At 71.0% G+C, this 16,429-nt stretch carries 17 protein-coding genes, 1 tRNA gene and 1 riboswitch; of the genes, 7 read left to right on the top strand and 11 right to left on the bottom strand.

Annotated elements, in window-relative coordinates; all coding sequences use genetic code 11:
- The first annotated feature begins 129 nt into the window (after positions 1-129).
- Positions 130-1,464: an SGNH/GDSL hydrolase family protein gene (locus tag ACZ64A_RS25485; protein WP_469813387.1), complete on the top strand. Its 1,335-nt coding sequence runs from the start codon at positions 130-132 to the stop codon at positions 1,462-1,464.
- 87 nt (positions 1,465-1,551) lie between these two features.
- Here the strand turns inward: ACZ64A_RS25485 and ACZ64A_RS25480 are convergent, their stop codons facing one another.
- Genes ACZ64A_RS25480 through ACZ64A_RS25465 form a run of 4 tightly spaced genes read right to left on the bottom strand, consistent with a single transcriptional unit; the run spans position 1,552 to position 5,176 of the window.
- Positions 1,552-2,400, bottom strand: coding sequence for a DUF1707 SHOCT-like domain-containing protein (locus ACZ64A_RS25480; protein WP_469813386.1), 849 nt, complete (start codon positions 2,398-2,400; stop codon positions 1,552-1,554).
- A gap of 32 nt (positions 2,401-2,432) precedes the next feature.
- Positions 2,433-3,548 carry an ABC transporter ATP-binding protein gene (locus ACZ64A_RS25475; RefSeq protein WP_469813751.1) on the bottom strand — a complete coding sequence of 372 codons (1,116 nt, stop codon included), beginning with the start codon at positions 3,546-3,548 and terminating at the stop codon, positions 2,433-2,435.
- 13 nt (positions 3,549-3,561) lie between these two features.
- Complete coding sequence (locus ACZ64A_RS25470) at positions 3,562-4,326, bottom strand: ABC transporter permease (RefSeq protein WP_469813750.1); 765 nt, start codon at positions 4,324-4,326, stop codon at positions 3,562-3,564.
- Between the two features lie 49 nt (positions 4,327-4,375).
- A complete protein-coding gene (locus ACZ64A_RS25465; RefSeq protein WP_469813384.1) occupies positions 4,376-5,176 on the bottom strand; it encodes an ABC transporter permease in 801 nt (266 codons plus the stop codon).
- 1,420 nt (positions 5,177-6,596) lie between these two features.
- Between ACZ64A_RS25465 and ACZ64A_RS25460 the strand changes: the two genes are divergently transcribed.
- Positions 6,597-9,032: a transglycosylase domain-containing protein gene (locus ACZ64A_RS25460; RefSeq protein WP_469813748.1), complete on the top strand. Its 2,436-nt coding sequence runs from the start codon at positions 6,597-6,599 to the stop codon at positions 9,030-9,032.
- A gap of 57 nt (positions 9,033-9,089) precedes the next feature.
- Here the strand turns inward: ACZ64A_RS25460 and ACZ64A_RS25455 are convergent, their stop codons facing one another.
- From ACZ64A_RS25455 to ACZ64A_RS25445, 3 genes are all read right to left on the bottom strand, one after another.
- A complete protein-coding gene (locus ACZ64A_RS25455; protein WP_469813383.1) occupies positions 9,090-9,410 on the bottom strand; it encodes a DMT family transporter in 321 nt (106 codons plus the stop codon).
- A 33-nt stretch (positions 9,411-9,443) separates the two neighbouring features.
- Positions 9,444-9,507, bottom strand: a riboswitch (guanidine-III (ykkC-III) riboswitch).
- 59 nt (positions 9,508-9,566) lie between these two features.
- Entirely contained in the window at positions 9,567-9,920 is a 354-nt protein-coding gene (locus tag ACZ64A_RS25450) for a GroES family chaperonin (protein WP_103784957.1), read from the bottom strand.
- 50 nt (positions 9,921-9,970) lie between these two features.
- Positions 9,971-10,300 carry a DUF3618 domain-containing protein gene (locus ACZ64A_RS25445; protein ID WP_469813381.1) on the bottom strand — a complete coding sequence of 110 codons (330 nt, stop codon included), beginning with the start codon at positions 10,298-10,300 and terminating at the stop codon, positions 9,971-9,973.
- Positions 10,301-10,393: 93 nt separating this feature from the next.
- Here ACZ64A_RS25445 and bcp point away from each other — a divergent pair, with 93 nt between their 5' ends.
- From bcp to ACZ64A_RS25425, 4 genes are all read left to right on the top strand, one after another.
- Positions 10,394-10,861 carry a thioredoxin-dependent thiol peroxidase gene (gene bcp / locus ACZ64A_RS25440; RefSeq protein ID WP_469813379.1) on the top strand — a complete coding sequence of 156 codons (468 nt, stop codon included), beginning with the start codon at positions 10,394-10,396 and terminating at the stop codon, positions 10,859-10,861.
- Between the two features lie 137 nt (positions 10,862-10,998).
- A complete protein-coding gene (locus ACZ64A_RS25435) occupies positions 10,999-11,661 on the top strand; it encodes an HNH endonuclease signature motif containing protein (protein WP_469813378.1) in 663 nt (220 codons plus the stop codon).
- Complete coding sequence (locus ACZ64A_RS25430) at positions 11,658-12,317, top strand: HNH endonuclease signature motif containing protein (RefSeq protein ID WP_469813377.1); 660 nt, start codon at positions 11,658-11,660, stop codon at positions 12,315-12,317. The genes ACZ64A_RS25435 and ACZ64A_RS25430 overlap by 4 nt, the downstream gene beginning before the upstream one ends.
- Before the next feature lie 15 nt (positions 12,318-12,332).
- Positions 12,333-12,407 (top strand) — tRNA-Leu (locus ACZ64A_RS25425).
- A 46-nt stretch (positions 12,408-12,453) separates the two neighbouring features.
- Here ACZ64A_RS25425 and rdgB read toward each other — a convergent pair.
- The 4 genes from rdgB to ACZ64A_RS25405 form a co-directional block, all read right to left on the bottom strand.
- Positions 12,454-13,056 (bottom strand): RdgB/HAM1 family non-canonical purine NTP pyrophosphatase, encoded by a 603-nt coding sequence (rdgB, locus tag ACZ64A_RS25420; protein WP_469813375.1) that lies wholly within the window; start codon positions 13,054-13,056, stop codon positions 12,454-12,456.
- Positions 13,057-13,090: 34 nt separating this feature from the next.
- Positions 13,091-13,492, bottom strand: coding sequence for a hypothetical protein (locus ACZ64A_RS25415; protein ID WP_469813374.1), 402 nt, complete (start codon positions 13,490-13,492; stop codon positions 13,091-13,093).
- Between the two features lie 118 nt (positions 13,493-13,610).
- Positions 13,611-14,357 (bottom strand): ribonuclease PH, encoded by a 747-nt coding sequence (gene rph, locus ACZ64A_RS25410; protein WP_469813372.1) that lies wholly within the window; start codon positions 14,355-14,357, stop codon positions 13,611-13,613.
- Positions 14,358-14,434: 77 nt separating this feature from the next.
- Entirely contained in the window at positions 14,435-14,668 is a 234-nt protein-coding gene (locus ACZ64A_RS25405) for a PTS sugar transporter subunit IIB (RefSeq protein WP_380483641.1), read from the bottom strand.
- 201 nt (positions 14,669-14,869) lie between these two features.
- On the opposite strand from ACZ64A_RS25405, the gene ACZ64A_RS25400 reads away from it, so the two are divergent.
- A complete protein-coding gene (locus tag ACZ64A_RS25400) occupies positions 14,870-16,189 on the top strand; it encodes a PTS transporter subunit EIIC (RefSeq protein WP_469813371.1) in 1,320 nt (439 codons plus the stop codon).
- The last annotated feature ends 240 nt before the right edge of the window (positions 16,190-16,429 follow it).

Raw genomic sequence — 16,429 nt, 5'->3', positions numbered from 1 at the left:
AGGACCGCCCACGGGGGCAGCCGGGGTCGTGTGCGGTCGTCCGTTCCTCATGCCGCATCATGAGGTGATCCTTTCGGAGTACCGGGCACCCGCCCCGGGCTCCCGCTGTCCCAGGAGACACATACCCTCATGGCCAGGCGTCACGGTTATGCCCTGCTCTGCGCGATCGTCGCCCTCATCGCGGTCGTGTCCGCCGGCATCTATGTCGCCGTGAACGACGGCCTGCCCGGCCGGGGCGGGGCGCCCTCCACGCCGTACGACTCCGCCCACCCGGCCTCCACCGGGCTGTGGGTCGGCTCCTGGGCCGCCTCGCCGTCCGGTCACGAACCCGGCACCGACCTCAGGGGCGTGGCCGGCCGGTCCGTCCGCAACGTGGTCCACACCGGCGTCGGCGGTACGAGTGCCCGGATCACGCTGTCCAACCTCTACGGCCGGACACCGCTGACCCTGACCGACGCCTCCCTCGCCCTCGCCGCCGGCTCCGGCACGGCCGCGGCGCAGCCCGGCAGCATGCGGCGGCTGACCTTCGGCGGCGCCCCGCGGGTCGTGGTCCCCGCCGGCGGCCAGGTGGTCAGCGATCCCATAGGCATCGTGCTCCCGCCGGACAGCGACGTCCTGGTCAGCACCTACTCCCCGACCCCGTCCGGACCCGTCACCGTCCACCGGGTGGCACGGCAGACCTCCTACGCCGCCGACGGCGACCACGCGCAGAGCGAGAGCGCCGGCCCCTACACCCGGCGCGTGCCCTACTGGCGTTACCTCACCGCCCTGGACGTGCTCAGCGACGACGCCGACGGCACCGTCGTCCTGCTCGGCGACTCCATCACCGACGGGTCGGGGTCGACGGAGGGCACCAACCGGCGCTGGCCGGACGTGCTGTCGGACCGGCTGCGGGACGCCCTGCACGACGGGGAGGACCTGCCGCGCTACGCCGTCGTCAACGCCGGCATCAGCGGCAACCGGCTGCTGGTCGACGGTGACGGCCTGTCCACGGACAACCCCAGCGCCGCGCACCGTTTCCGGCGGGACGTGCTCGGCCGGCCGAACGTGAAGGCCGTCGTCATCGACCTCGGCGTCAACGACATCCTGCGCCCGCGCCGGCCCGCCGACCCCGAGCTCATCGTCGAGGGCCTGCGCGGCCTGGTGCGGCAGGCCCACGCCCACGGGCTGAAGGTGATCGGGGCGACCCTGACGCCGTTCGGCGGGCACACCTGGGACACGCAGGAGCGGGAGACCGCACGCCTGCGGGTCAACGCGCAGATCCGCGGGGGCGGGGTGTTCGACGCGGTGGTCGACTTCGACAAGGCGCTGCGCGATCCGTACGACCCGCGGCGACTGCGGGCTCCGTACGACTGCGGGGACCACCTGCATCCCAGCGACCGGGGGTACCGGCGCATGGCGGAGGTCTTCGACCTGCGGGAACTCACGGGCGCGTCGAGTGCGGCGCACGGGGCGGCGGCCTAGCCACCCGGGCGCGGGGCCGGGCACGGCCTCGGGGCCCGCATGGCCTCGGGGCTCCAGCGGCGTTGCCGGCGGCCGCCCGGCCGGGCGCTAGTGGTCTGCGTCCCGCCGGCGTTCCCGTTCCTGACGGCGTTGGTCGCGCCGCTCCCGCCGGCGCTCGCGGTGCAGGTCGCGGTGTTCGTCCAGCAGGTCGCGGTGGTCGTCGAGCATGCGGCGGTGGGCCTCGCGCACGTCCTCGTGGAAGCCGGACCGGATCTCGCGGAGCGACTTCCCGCGGTCGAGCCTCTCGCGGCGGCGCTCCTCCTTCAGGCGCAGCCGCTCCGCGCGGGGCAGCTTGCGTTCGATGCCGACACCGCCCCAGAAGGCGAAGCCGGTGACGATCACGCGGGGACCGCCGGGGTCGCCCACGACGTCCGCCTCCGACTGGTCGAAGCCGCCCATGACGCCGATGCCGCGGACGACGACCTCCACACCGGGCGGTACGACGATGTTCACCCCGCCCATGATCGCCACGCAGTTGATCACGACCTCGCGGTCGGCGAAGAGGGCGTCGCGCAAGTCGAGTTCACCGCCGCCCCAGAAGGCCACGCAGTCCATGCGGCGCGGCACGGTCCAGCGGCCCTTGCGCTGGAAGCCGGACATGACGGCCACCGCCCACTGCGAGGAGCCGTCACCGCCGACGATCCGGTCCCGCCAACTGCCGCCGCCCTCCGGTTCCTTGGTCAGGGAGACGGCCGGGGCCGGCACGTTTGGGGACGGCAGATCACGGGTGATCGGGGCCAACTGGCCGTAGGTGCGCGCCCGGTACGTGGCGTCGAGCCGTTCCTCGAACTCGGCCATGTCCAGGCGTCCCTCGGCGAGGGCGTCCCGCAGGATCTCGGCGACCCGCTCGCGATCGGCGTCGGACGCACGAAGGTCCGGGGCTGCGTCGTCGGTCATGTCGGCAGCCTACGAGAAGCACCGTCCGGCGGCTACGAAACCGACTCCTCGGCGGGACTGGCCGGCTGCCCGGCAGGAGGAGACGGGTGCCCGTGGGGACCGGACGGCTGCCCGGCGGGAGGGGACGCCTGCCCGGCGGGACCGGCCGGCTCCCCGGCAGACGGAGACGGCTCCCCGGCAGGGCGGGGCGGCTGCTCCGCGTACATCCGTGCGATCACGGCCTCGATGTCCGGCTCGCGCACCGACAGATCCACCAGCGGGTACTGCGTCGCGAGCCGCGCCACCAGCGGCGCCGCCGACTCCGACGCGGGGAACGCCAGCCACTGGCGCGGCCCCTCCACCCGGACCACCCTCGCGGGAGCGGGCGCGTCGATCGGCGGGAACTCGCGTTCCAGGTCGATCACGAGGGTGCGCTCGCTCTCGCCCGCCTCGTGCAGCCCGGCGAGCGGACCGTCGTACATCAGACGGCCGTGGTCGATGACCATCACCCGGGAGCACAGCTGCTCGATGTCCTGAAGGTCGTGCGTGGTCAGCAGGACCGTCGTGCCGCGTTCGGCGTTCAGATCCCGCAGGAAGGCGCGAACCTTCGCCTTCGACACGACGTCCAGGCCGATCGTCGGCTCGTCCAGGTACAGCACCTCCGGGTCGTGCAGCAGCGCCGCCGCGATGTCGCCGCGCATCCGCTGGCCCAGCGACAGCTGACGCACCGGCACGTCCAGCAGCTCACCGAGTTCCAGCAGTTCGACACAGCGCTCCAGGTTCTCCCGGTAACGGGCGTCCGGCACCCGGTACATGCGGTGCACCAGCCGGTAGGAGTCGATGAGCGGCAGGTCCCACCACAGGGTCGTACGCTGCCCGAAGACCACGCCGATACGGTGCGCGAGCCGGGTGCGTTCCCGGGAGGGGTCGATGCCGGCGACACGCAGCCGGCCGCCGCTGGGGGTGAGGATGCCGGTCAGCATCTTGATCGTGGTCGACTTCCCGGCGCCGTTCGGCCCGATGTAGCCGACCATCTCGCCGCGCGCGACCGTGAAGGACAGCGCGTCGACCGCCCGCACCTGCCGCCGCTCCCGGGTCAGGAACCCGGTCCTGCGGCGGACGTCGAAGACCTTCTCCACCCGGTCGACCTCGATGAACGCTTCCGTCATGTCCACTCGGCCCTCAGCTCCCTGTACTCCGGTACGCCCGCAGCCCCGCCCGCCAGGCGGCCCCGGCCAGGGCGCAGCACGCCACCGCCACCAGCGGCGGCGCGAACGCCACCCAGCGGGGCAGGTCCAACGGCATCGGCAGGCCGAGGACATAGGCCGCCGGCAGCCAGTTCACGAACGCCAGCGGCAGCACGAACACCACCCCGCGCACCAGCTCCCTGCCGAACACGGTCGGCGGGTACTGCAGCAGCGTCGTCCCGCCGTAGGTGAAGGCGTTCTGCACCTCCGAGGCGTCCTGCGCGACGAACTGGAAGGCCGCGCCCGCCACGAACACCGCGCAGAAGATCACCAGGCCGCTGAGCAGCATCACCGGCATCAGCAGCAGCCGCGACGGCGTCCAGTCGATGTCCAGCCGCGCCAGCGCCCAGCCCAGCACCAGCGTCCCCTGGGTGAGGCGGCCCAGCCGGCGCAGGCCGAAGCGGTCGGCGGCGACCTGCGCCAGCACCGGCGCGGGACGCACCAGCAGGATGTCGAGGGTGCCGTCGCGCACGCGCCGTCCGAGCCGGTCCATCGAGCCGATCGCGAGGTCGGCGCCGCCGAAGGCGACGGACGAGGCCCCGTAGAGGAAGGCGACCTGGGCGAGCGAGTACCCGCCCAGGGCGTCCACGCGGGAGAACATCAGCAGGATCGCCACGAAGTCCAGGCCGGTCAGCGCGAAGTTGCCGAGCGTGGTCAGCGCGAAGGAGGTGCGGTAGGCGAGGGTCGAGCGGATCCACATCCCGGCGACCAGCCGGTAGGCGCGCGCCGCCTCCCTCACGCGGCCGGTCTCAGCCACCCTGGACCACCACCCTGCGGGTCGCCACCGACTGCACGGCCCGCCCGGCCGCGAGCAGCGCCACGGCCCAGCCGGCCTGGAAGGCGTACGTCGCCCACGGGTCGGCGTGTCCCAGCAGCACGTCGGCCGGGGCCTGGAGCAGCGACGACCAGGGCAGCGCGCGCACGACGTCACCGAGCACGCCCGGGAAGAGGTTCAGCGGCAGCATCAGGCCGGAGCAGAAGGTGCCGGTGATCATCAGCATCTGCATCACGCCGGTGCCGTCCAGCAGCCAGAACGCGGTGAGCGCGATCAGATAACGGATGCCGAAGCCGACCACCATCGCCAGCGCCACGGCGACGAGGAAAGCGGCCCAGGTCGCGGCGTGCGCGGGCAGGGCCACCGGGAAGAACAGCGCGCCGAAGGTGAAAGGGATCACGCCGCGGCCCAGCAGCTGGAAGCAGGCCCGGCCCACGTCGGCTGCCAGCCACCACATCTGCAGATCGGCCGGGCGGTACAGGTCGATCGCGATGTCGCCGGTGCGGATACGCTCCATCAGCTCGTCCTCGACACCCCCGCCGCCGAGCGCGAGGGTGGACAGCAGCGCCTGCCCGAGCCATACGTACGTCGTCGCCTGGGCCTGGTCGTAGCCGCCGAGGTGCGGTTTTTCGTCCCACAGGGCCAAGTAGGTGTATACCAAGATCAACCCGAAGACGGTGTTCGTGAACACCCCGGCGACCGTGGCCGCCCGATACGTCGCGTACCGTCTGAAACCGCCCACCGCGACGGCCGCGTACAACCGCCCCGCTCCCACGCCGACGACCTCCCGGCTCGTCCCGGCACCGAAGCGCAGGAGCCTAGTGCGTGTCCGCCGCGGTCCGCCACGCGTTTTCCGGCCGGAGACGGAGCGGGGCGGGTCCCCCGGGAACGAAACGCCCGCTGCGAGAGTCTTCAATGGGGGCGCCGGCGGCGTAAGTGGGCGCAGACGGCGCATGTGGGCGCCGGCAGGCGTAGTAGGCCGTACGGGAACGTACGACGCGAAACAGGAGTCCGTGCACGAGATGAGCGACGAGCCGCAGCAGCCGAACCCGGGCTCGGCGAAGCAGGAGCCCGCGCCGGGCGCAGACCCCAAGGCCGCCAGAGCCGCCAGGGCCGCCAGGGCCGCCCGCGCGGCGGCGGCCGCGGGGGGCACCCGGGACGCGTCGACCTCCCGGACGGCGGGGGGCACGTCTGCCTCCCCGGAGGCGGGGGGTACGTCTGCCTCCCCGGCCACCGGGGGGAAGTCTGCCTCCCGGGCCGCGGGCGGCGCCTCGGCCGGTCCGGCCGCTGCGGATACGTCGGCCTCCCCGGCCACCGGGGGTACGTCGGCCTCGCCGGCCGCGGGGGGTACGTCGGCCGACCGGGCTGCGGGCAGCGCGGGCGCCGGAGGCGTCGCTGAGGACGAGCGTGGCGCCAAGGGCGCCGATGACTCGCCGCGCGCTCGGGCCACCGAAACCGCCGGTGGCGTTTCCGCCGGGCGCGCCGCTGACGAAGCGTCGGCAGTCAAGGGCGCCGAAGGCGCGCGGGCCGCTCGGGGCGCCAAGGGTGCCGACGGCACGCCGGCCGGGCAGGGTGACGGGGGTGGGCATGGCTCTGCTCCCACCGCCGCCACTGGCAGCGCGGCCGAAAGGACTCACGGCGTCGGCGAGGGTGCCGGTGGGGGGCCGGTTTCCAACGCCCGGGCGGCCAGGGCGGCCAGGGCCGGCCGGGGTGCCGCGGCCGCGCCGGACGCGGCGGCGGAGCGGGACTCCGACACCACACAGGTTCTCCGTGCCGTCGACGCCCGGCGGCAGTCACAGGCTCCGGGAGCCGAGTCCGCCGCGACGGGACCGGCCGCCCCAGACGCTGGCGACGCGCAGGCCGGCCGGTCCGCCGGCGGCGCGGGCCGCAAGTCCCGGGCCGCGAAGTCCGCGGCGCGCGGGGCGGGGGCCGCGTCGGCACCGGGCGCCGCAGCGGCCGTACCGTCCGCAGGCGCAGGTGCGGCCGCGGCTGCTGCGAGCGCCCTGTCGTCCCCCGGCGCCACCGGTTCCGCGCGTGCCGCCGCCGCGCCCACCCGCGGTGCCGGCAACACGCCCACGACCGCGACCACCCCTGCCGCCGCGACCGGTGCCACCGCGCACGCGACCGGTTCCGCCGCGGCCCCTCACTCCACCGCAGCCACGCGAGCCACCGGGCCCGCCGCGGCCACCTCCGCCCTGCACTCCACCGGTGCCGGCGGGACCGGCGACGGCGGCGACGGCGGAAGCGGCGGCGGTGGGGGCGGTGACGGCGCCGGCGGGGGGAAGAAGGGCAAGCGTCCCCGCCGTACCGGATGGCGGCGGCTGTTCCCCACCTGGCGCATGGTCCTCGGGACCTTCGTCATCGGCGTCCTGCTCGTCGCCGGGGCGTTCTTCCTCGGCTACTCCATGGTGAAGATCCCCTCGGCGAACGCGGTCGCGACCAAGCAGGCCAACGTGTACCTGTACGCCGACGGCACCGAGATCGCCCGCGACGGCGACATCAACCGCGAGAACGTCACCCTCGCCCAGGTCTCCAAGGCCGCCCAGCACTCCGTGCTCGCCGCCGAGGACCGCGACTTCTACACCGAGTCCGCCGTCGACCCCAAGGCCATGGTCCGCGCCGCCTGGAACACCGCCACCGGCAAGGGCAAGCAGTCCGGTTCCACCATCACCCAGCAGTACGTGAAGAACTACTACCTGGGCCAGGAACAGACCGTCACCCGCAAGGTGAAGGAGTTCTTCATCGCGATCAAGCTCGACCGCGAGAAGAGCAAGGACGACATCCTCGAGGGCTACCTCAACACCAGCTTCTTCGGCCGCAACGCCTACGGCATCCAGGCCGCAGCCCGCGCCTACTACGGCATCGACGCCGTCGACCTGAACGCCGCCCAGGGCGCCTACCTCGCCTCCCTGCTCAACGCCCCCAGCGAATACGACGTCGTCGCCCACCCGGAGAACCGCCGCGCCGCCGAGGCCCGCTGGAACTACGTCCTGGACGGCATGGTCAAGAAGGGCTGGCTGCCGCAGTCCGAGCGCACCGGGATGAAGTTCCCCGCGCCCAAGCAGGCCACCGCCTCCACCAGCATGTCCGGCCAGCGCGGCTACATCGTCGACGCCATCAAGGACTACCTGCGCGACAACAAGATCGTCGACCTCGACGACCTCGAACGCGGCGGCTACCGCATCACCACCACCCTGCAGAAGGACAAGCAGGACGCCTTCGTCGAGGCCGTCAACGACAAACTGATCAGCAAGCTCGACAAGAAGAACAACAAGGCCGACCGCTACGTCCGGGCCGGCGGCGCCTCCGTCGACCCCAAGACCGGCAAGGTCGTCGCCATGTACGGCGGCATCGACTACGTCAAGCAGTACACCAACGGCGCCACCCGCGGAGACTTCCAGGTCGGCTCCACCTTCAAGCCGTTCGTGTTCACCGCGGCCGTCGAGAACGGCTCCACCACCCAGGACGGCCGCCCCATCACCCCGAACACCATCTACGACGGCACCAACAAACGGCCCGTCCAGGGCTGGGACGGCGACAGCTACGCCCCGGAGAACGAGGACCAGCACTCCTACGGCCCCATCACCGTCCGCGAGGCCACCGACAAGTCCGTCAACGCCGTGTACGCCCAGATGGCCGTCGACGTCGGCCCGTCCAAGGTCAAGCAGACCGCGGTCGACCTGGGCCTGCCCAAGGACACCAAGGAACTGTACGCGTCCCCGTCGATCGCGCTCGGCGTCGCCAACGCCAGCGTGCTCGACATGGCCGAGGCCTACGCCACGCTCGCCAACCACGGCAAGCACGGCACATACACCCTCATCGACAAGATCACCAAGGACGGCGACGCCCTGCCGCTGCCCACGCAGGCGTCCCACCAGGCCGTCAGCCGCGAGGCCGCCGACACCACCACGGCGATCCTGCAGAGCGTCGTGGACAACGGCACCGCGACCGCCGCGCAGGCCGCCGACCGCCCCGCCGCGGGCAAGACCGGCACCGCCGAGCAGGACACCGCCGCCTGGTTCGCCGGATACACCCCCGACCTCGCCACCGTCGTGTCGGTGATGGGCCAGGACCCGGACACCGCCGCCCACAAGCCGCTGTACGGCGCGCTCGGCCTCGACCGCATCAACGGCGGCGGCGCGCCCACCGAGATCTGGGCGCAGTACACCAAGGAAGCGCTGAAGGACACGCCCGCCAGCGACTTCGACCTGGAACTCCAGGACGGCGCGGACACGCCGCAGGCCCCGCCCAGCGACCCCGGCCAGGACCCGACCGGCACGATCGGCGGCAACGACGGCGGCACGACCGGCGACACCAGCACGACCGGCGGCCAGGGCATCCAGGGGCAGACGCAGGGCCAGACCGGCGGCACCCCGACCACCGGCGGCAACACCACCGGCTCCACGACGGGCGGCACGCCGACCACCGGCGGCAACACCACCGGCTCCACCACCGGCGGCACGCCGACCACCGGCGGGGGCGGCACGAACGGCGGCGGGGGCACCACCGGAGGCGGGGGCACCACCGGCGACACGACCGGCGGCGGGCCGACCACCACCGGCGGTGGCAACACGACCGGCGGTGGCGGCGGCACGGACACCGGGACGACCGACGGCGGCACGCTCCCGTAAGCCCGGCCGCGGCCCCGGCCCCGATCCCGGCCCTGGCGCTGACCTTGCGGGTCCGCGTCAGTGGCCGGAGGTCGCCTTCAGCCCCACGACGGCGACCAGCAGCAGACAGATGAAGAAGATCCGGGCGGCGGTCGCCGGCTCACCGAGCACCACCATGCCGAGCACCGCCGCACCGGCCGCGCCGATGCCCACCCACACGCCGTAGGCGGTACCGATGGGCAGGGAACGCGCGGCGTACGACAGCAGCAGCATGCTCGCCACGATGCCGGCACCGGTGAACACACTCGGCCACAGCCGGGTGAACCCCTCGCTGAACTTCATCCCGATCGACCAGCCCACCTCGAGCAGACCGGCGACGACAAGCAGAACCCAGGCCATGACGGCACCTCCGGAAGATCACTTCTGAACGGGGGTGCGTCGTCTTTTCCTTGGACCCGGTACGGCGCGTCTCGTCGGGCGTGTCCTACGACCGTAGCAAACAACGGCAAAAGGGGCCGGTGACCCTGGTCACCAGCCCCTTTTCCGACCCATCGGTCACAGATACAGACCCGTGGAGTCCTCCGACCCCTCGAACCGGTCCGCGGCCACGGCATGCAGGTCACGCTCACGCATCAGCACGTACGCGATACCCCGCACCTCCACCTCCGCCCGGTCCTCGGGGTCGTACAGGACCCGGTCACCCGGCTCCACGGTCCGCACGTTCTGCCCCACCGCGACGACCTCCGCCCACGCCAGCCGACGGCCCACCGCCGCCGTGGCCGGAATCAGGATGCCGCCGCCGGAACGCCGCTCGCCCTCGCTGGTGTCCTGCCGCACGAGGACGCGGTCGTGCAGCATGCGGATGGGCAGCTTGTCGTGCTGGGTGCTGTCGTTTCTGTTGGCGCTCACGCCACTGAACCTACCTGCCTGAACCGAATACCTGCGCGGGTGGGTGGGGGTCAGTCCCGACGGCGCCGGGTGCCCAGCGTGAGCAGACCGACGACACCGACCACGACCAGGGCGACCGGCACCACACGCTCCAGCCGGGGCGCCCCCTCCTCGTCCGTGAACTGCGCCTTCACCTCCGTGACCACCCGGTTCACCTGGACGTACGCCCGGCCCACCGTGTGGTCGAGGTTGGCGACGACCTTGGCCTTCGCGTCCCCGACGATCGTCTTCGGGTGCACCCGCACCCCGATCTCGTCCAGCGTCTCGGCCAGCACCTGACGACGGCGCCTGATGTCCGCCTCGATCTGCGCCGGGGTTCTCGTGTCCGACGTGTCCGCCACCGTACGGCCTCCGAAGTAAGAGGATGCTGTTCTGGACAGTCTGTCAGTTCCTGGTCCCGCCGCACTGTCAGGACCCCCGGTTACGCTAGTCCGATGAGCGAGCGACTCCAGCCGGGGGACGTGGCCCCCGCCTTCACCCTGCCCGACGCCGACGGCAACGAGGTGTCCCTGGCGGACCACAAGGGCCGCAAGACCATCGTCTACTTCTACCCCGCCGCGCTGACGCCAGGCTGCACCAAGCAGGCGTGCGACTTCACGGACAACCTCGCGCTGCTCGCCGGCGCGGGCTACGACGTGATCGGGATCTCCCCCGACAAGCCGGAGAAGCTCGCGAAGTTCCGCGAGCAGGAGTCCCTGAAGGTCACCCTCCTCGCCGACCCCGACAAGAAGGTCCTGGAGGCGTACGGCGCCTTCGGCGAGAAGAAGCTCTACGGCAAGACGGTCGTCGGCGTCATCCGCTCCACGGTCATCGTCGACGAGGAGGGCAAGGTCGAACGCGCCCTGTACAACGTCAAGGCGACGGGCCACGTGGCCAAGATCATCAAGGACCTCGGCATCTGAGGAACGTTTCAGCAGCTCAGCGGCCCGCCCGGGAATCCCCCGACGCGGGCCGCTCGCCGTTCCCGACGTGACTGTCGGATGAGCCGCTCGTTACTCCGTGTGAGTCACGAACACGTGACCGGAACGGAGGGGACGCGATGGGGACCAGTGCCTACACCAAGGAACGGCTGGAGGAGGCGGCTCTGGGAGCACGGACGCTGTCGGAGGCGTGCGTGAGGTTGGGGGTGGATCCACAGAGCCCGACACGACGGTACGTCCGGGAGCGGATGAGGCGGCTCGGGGTGGACACGTCGCATTTCGAGCGGGAGGGGGTGAAGTGGACCAAGGGTGTCCTGCAGGCCGCAGTGGCAGCCTCGACAAACATGTGTGAAGTGCTGCGGGTTCTCGGCCTCGACGTGGTCGGCGGACATCACACCCACATCAGCCGGCGGATCAAGGCATACGGCATCGACACGTCGCACTTCACTCCGGCGGCCCGGACCGAGTGCATGAGGGACAACCGACGTCGGCGGACCGCGGAAGAAATTCTCGTCGAAGATACGTCGGCCCACGCCAGGCGCATGCCGAGCAGTCGACTCAAGCGAGCGATGCGTGATGTAGGCATTGAAGAGCGGTGCGCTCTGTGCGGGACCGACGCTGTCTGGCTCGGAGAGCCGCTGCCGCTCGAGGTCGATCACATCGATGGCGACTGGCGCAACAACCGGCTTGACAACCTTCGGCTGCTCTGCCCGAACTGCCATTCCACGACGGACAGTTACCGTGGGCGCGGAAAGGGACGAGTCCAGAGTGTGGCGTCGTGAGCGGCGGCGTGCAGTACACCCGGGAGCGACTGCTGGAGGCAGCCGCGCAGTGCTCCGACGTGGATGAGGTCATCGCCTTCTTCGGCACTCGCCCGTACGGGAGCCTCCGGCGTTATCTCATGAGGCGGTTCGCTCGGTTCGGCATCGACGTCTCGCACTTCCGTTCCACAGGCAGGCTCGGTCGGCCCACGTGCGACGCGCTGCGGATCGCCGTCGCGGAGTCCGTTTCCCTGGCCGAAGTGCTGCGCCATCTGGGCCGACCGGACAACGGGGCACAACGAGCGAACCTGCGCAAGTGGATCGCCGACGAGCGCCTTTCCACCGCCCACTTCCTGGGGCAGGGACATCAGCGGGGAAAACGCAGCCCGACCGCTCAGCCACCGGAAGGCGTTCTGGTGCGGCACGAGCGTGGGCACCGGACTACGACTGCTCGCCTCCGCCGCGCACTGTCCGAAGTCGGCGTAGCCGATCGATGCGAACGATGCGGGGTCGGCCCCGAGTGGCTTGGCAAGCCCATGACACTGGAGGTCGACCACATCAACGGGGACTGGCGCGACAACCGGCGGGAGAACTTGCGGCTGCTCTGCCCGAACTGCCACTCGATCACCAGCACCTGGTGCCGAGGAGGGCGTCGGATGATCCGCCGCGCCCAGTAGAGTAGTCGGCGCTGAGGGCCCGTACCCCAGCAGGCTAGAGGGCGCCGGTTTAGGTCCGGTGTGTCGTGGGTTCGAGTCCCACCGGGCCCACGGATGAGGGGCGCTCCGCGTGAAAGGCGGGCGCCCCTCGATGCGCTCACCCAAGCAGTTCGCGGATCGCCGGTACCAGGGACCTGAAGGCCTTTCCTCGGTGGCTGATCGCGTTTTTTTCGGCGGGTGTGAGTTCCGCGCAGGTGCGGGTTTCTCCGTGCGGCTGGAGGACCGGGTCGTAGCCGAAGCCGCCCGTGCCGGCGGGTTCACGGCGCAGTACGCCTCGCAGTTGGCCCTCGACCACGTGTTCCGTGCCGTCGGGGAGGGCCAGTGCCGCGGCGCAGGCGAAGTGGGCGCCGCGGTGTTCGTCGGCGATGTCGGAGAGCTGGGCGAGGAGGAGGTCGAGGTTGGCCTGGTCGTCGCCGTGGCGGCCGGCCCAGCGGGCGGAGAAGATGCCGGGGGCGCCGTTCATGACGTCGACGCAGAGGCCGGAGTCGTCGGCGACGGCGGGCAGTCCGGTGGCCTGGGCGAGGGCGTGGGCTTTGAGCAGGGCGTTCTCGGCGAAGGTGACGCCGGTTTCCTTGACGTCGGGGATGTCGGGGTAGGCGTCGGCGCCGACGAGTTCGTGGGGCAGTCCGGCTTCGGCGAGGATGGCCTTGAGCTCGGTGATCTTTCCGGCGTTGCGGGTGGCGAGGATCAGGCGGGTCATGGCGTTCAGTATCGCGGTCCTCGCGGGCGTGTTCTCACGGTGTGCAGACCTTGGTGAGTTCGCCGGCGGCGTCGGTGACGGGGGTCAGGTCGGGGGTGTTGTCGCCGTTCTTCACGGCGGTGCGGACGTTGTCGACGGCTTTGCGGAGGTCGTCGACGGCTTTGTTGACGTCGGTGTGGTCGGTGCGGTCGCCGATCCGGTCGAGGTTGGTGTCGATGGCGGCGAGGGCCTGGTCGGTCTGTGCGGGGTCGTTCGCGGCGTTTTCGACGGCTTGCTGGAGGTCGGTGACGCTGTCGGCGATGGAGTCGGCGGTCTGGACGCAGTCGAGGGCTTTGCCGACGGCGTCGCATCCGGTGGCGAGTCCCGCGGTGAGGGCGACGGCGGCGACGGCCGCGGCGATGGTCGTGGTGGTGCGGTGGCCTCGGCTCGCGGCCATGTGCGGTGTCCCTCCCCTGGTGGCCTCCCCGGCCCCCGTGTGTGCGTGTCGGTATCCGTTCTGACGCGGTGACGGGCGGCCCGGTTGCCCGGGCCGCCCGTCTTTGTTGGTGTGTCTTTTACTTTCCGGCGGTGTCGGCGGCGTCGGCGAGGGCGGCGCGCTGGAGTGCGGCGAGTTCTTCGCAGCCGGCGACGGCGAGGTCGAGGAGGGCGTTGAGTTCGTCGCGGGCGAAGGGTTCGGCTTCGGCGGTGCCCTGGACCTCGACGAAGCGGCCGTCGCCGGTGCAGACGACGTTCATGTCGGTGTCGGCGCGGACGTCCTCCTCGTAGGCGAGGTCGAGCATGGGGACGCCGCCGATGATGCCGACGGATACGGCGCTGACGGTGCCGGTGAGGGGCTGGCGGCCGGGCTTGACGAGCTTCTTGCCCTGGGCCCAGGTGACGGCGTCGGCGAGGGCGACGAAGGCGCCGGTGATGGCGGCGGTGCGGGTGCCGCCGTCGGCCTGGAGGACGTCGCAGTCGAGGACGATGGTGTTCTCGCCGAGGGCTTTGTAGTCGACGACGGAGCGCAGGGAGCGGCCGATGAGGCGGCTGATCTCGTGGGTGCGGCCGCCGATGCGGCCCTTGACGGACTCGCGGTCGCCGCGGGTGTTGGTGGCGCGGGGCAGCATGGCGTATTCGGCGGTGACCCAGCCTTCGCCGCTGCCCTTGCGCCAGCGGGGGACGCCTTCGGTGACGGAGGCGGTGCACAGGACTTTGGTGTCGCCGAAGGAGACGAGGACGGAGCCTTCGGCGTGCTTGCTCCAGGCGCGTTCGATGGTGACGGGGCGGAGCTGTTCGGGGGTGCGGCCGTCGATGCGAGACATGGGCTTGAGCCTATCGGGAGCGGCGCGAGGGGCTCCCCCGGCTGTGGGAGGAGCCCCTCGGCGGGTGACCGGTCGGGTCACATCATGTCTTCGATCTCCGCTGCGATCGGGTCGGCGTCGGTGCCGATGACGACCTGGATGGCGGTGCCCATCTTGACGACGCCGTGGGCGCCGGCGGCCTTCAGGGCGGCTTCGTCGACCTTCGAGGCGTCGTGCACTTCGGTGCGCAGGCGGGTGATGCAGCCCTCGATCTCGTCGATGTTCTCGATGCCGCCGAGCCCGGCGACGATCTTCTCTGCCTTGCTGGCCATGTTCCGTCTCCCTGAACTACCCGATCCGAACCGCTATGTCGCAGTAACCCACAGTTGGCCCAACTTCGCGAGCGACCACGTCGTCCGTACCGAATGATGGCGATCACGACAGCGGAACCGAACCGTACGCGACTGGTCTACACCAGCTGACGGACGGTCGCCAAACCGCCCCCGCGGTGAGGGGGCCGGAAGGACACCGCCATGAGTGCCGAGAGCGCCGCCGCCGCACCGCGCCCGGTGAGTCCCGTGCGTGAGCGCTGGAACCGTTTCTTCCAGGGTCTGCAGAAGATGGGGCGCAGTCTTCAGCTGCCGATCGCGGTGCTGCCGGCGGCGGGCATCCTGAACCGTCTGGGGCAGCCGGATGTGTTCGGTGACCAGGGGCTGGGCTGGACGAACGTCTCGAAGGTGATGAAGGGCGCGGGCGGCGCGCTGCTCGACGGTTCGCTGGGTCTGCCGTTGCTGTTCTGCATCGGTGTGGCGATCGGCATGGCGAAGAAGTCGGACGGTTCGACGGCTCTGGCGGCGGTGGTGGGCTTCCTCGTCTACTACCAGGTGCTGCATCAGTTCCCGGAGACGTGTCCGGGTGGGTCGACGTCCGTTCCGGACATCGGCTGCCAGGTGAGTGTGGGTGCGGGGGCCGGGTCGGTGACGCCGTTCACGTTCCAGAATCCGGGGGTGTTCGGCGGGATCGTGATGGGTCTGCTGGCGGCGTTCTTCTGGGTGCGTTTCCATCGCACGAAGCTGGTGGACTGGCTGGGCTTCTTCAATGGCCGGCGGCTGGTGCCGATCATCATGGCGTTCGTGGCGATCGCGTTCGCGGCGCTGTGTCTGTGGGTGTGGCCGCCGATCGGTGACGGTCTGGAGAGTTTCAGCAAGTGGCTGCGGGACGCGGGCTCGTGGGGTGCGGGTGTGTTCGGTGTGGCGAACCGGGCGTTGCTGGTGATCGGGTTGCATCAGTTCCTGAACGTGCCCATCTGGTTCCAGTTCGGTACGTACACGCCGCCGGGCGGGAAGCCGGTGCACGGTGACATCAATATGTTCCTGGCCGGTGATCCGCATGCGGGGCAGTTCACCTCGGGGTTCTTCCCGATCATGATGTTCGCGCTGCCGGCGGCGGCGCTGGCGATCGCGCACACGGCGAAGCCGCATCGCCGTAAGGAGGTGAGCGGTCTGATGCTGTCGGTGGCGCTGACGTCGTTCGTGACGGGGATCACGGAGCCGATCGAGTATTCGTTCCTGTTCATCGCGCCGTTGCTGTACGCGGTGCACGCGGTGCTGACGGGTGTGTCGATGGCGGTGACGTGGGCGCTGGGGGTGCACGACGGTTTCAGTTTCTCGGCGGGGCTGATCGACTACGTCATCAACTGGAATCTGGCGACGAAGCCGTGGGCGATCATTCCGATCGGTCTGTGCTTCGCGGTCGTGTATTACGCGGTGTTCCGGTTCGCGATCACGAAGTTCGATCTGAAGACGCCGGGGCGGGAGCCGGAGGAGGAGGTGGAGGACGCCACGAAGGCCTGACCGCGGGCCTGAGATCGTCGCCGCCGTTCACCGGGGCCCCTGAACCGTGCCGGTTCGGGGGCCTTTTCGTGATGACCTGCGTCCGGTACGCGCCGTGATGTCACGGTCGCGGAATCGCGGGTTCCTTACGCCGCCTTCATCGTGCTACAACAGGTCTACACCACTGAGTGGTGTAGACCATGCGTCGGTTCGCCGCGCATTTCCCGAAGACGCCGCCGTCCTCACCGTGTCCCCTGGCGG

This window comes from Streptomyces sp. NPDC104814 (genome assembly GCF_055583185.1).
Note: the sequence above shows the minus strand (reverse complement) of the source record. Positions and strands in the feature narration are given on the sequence as shown.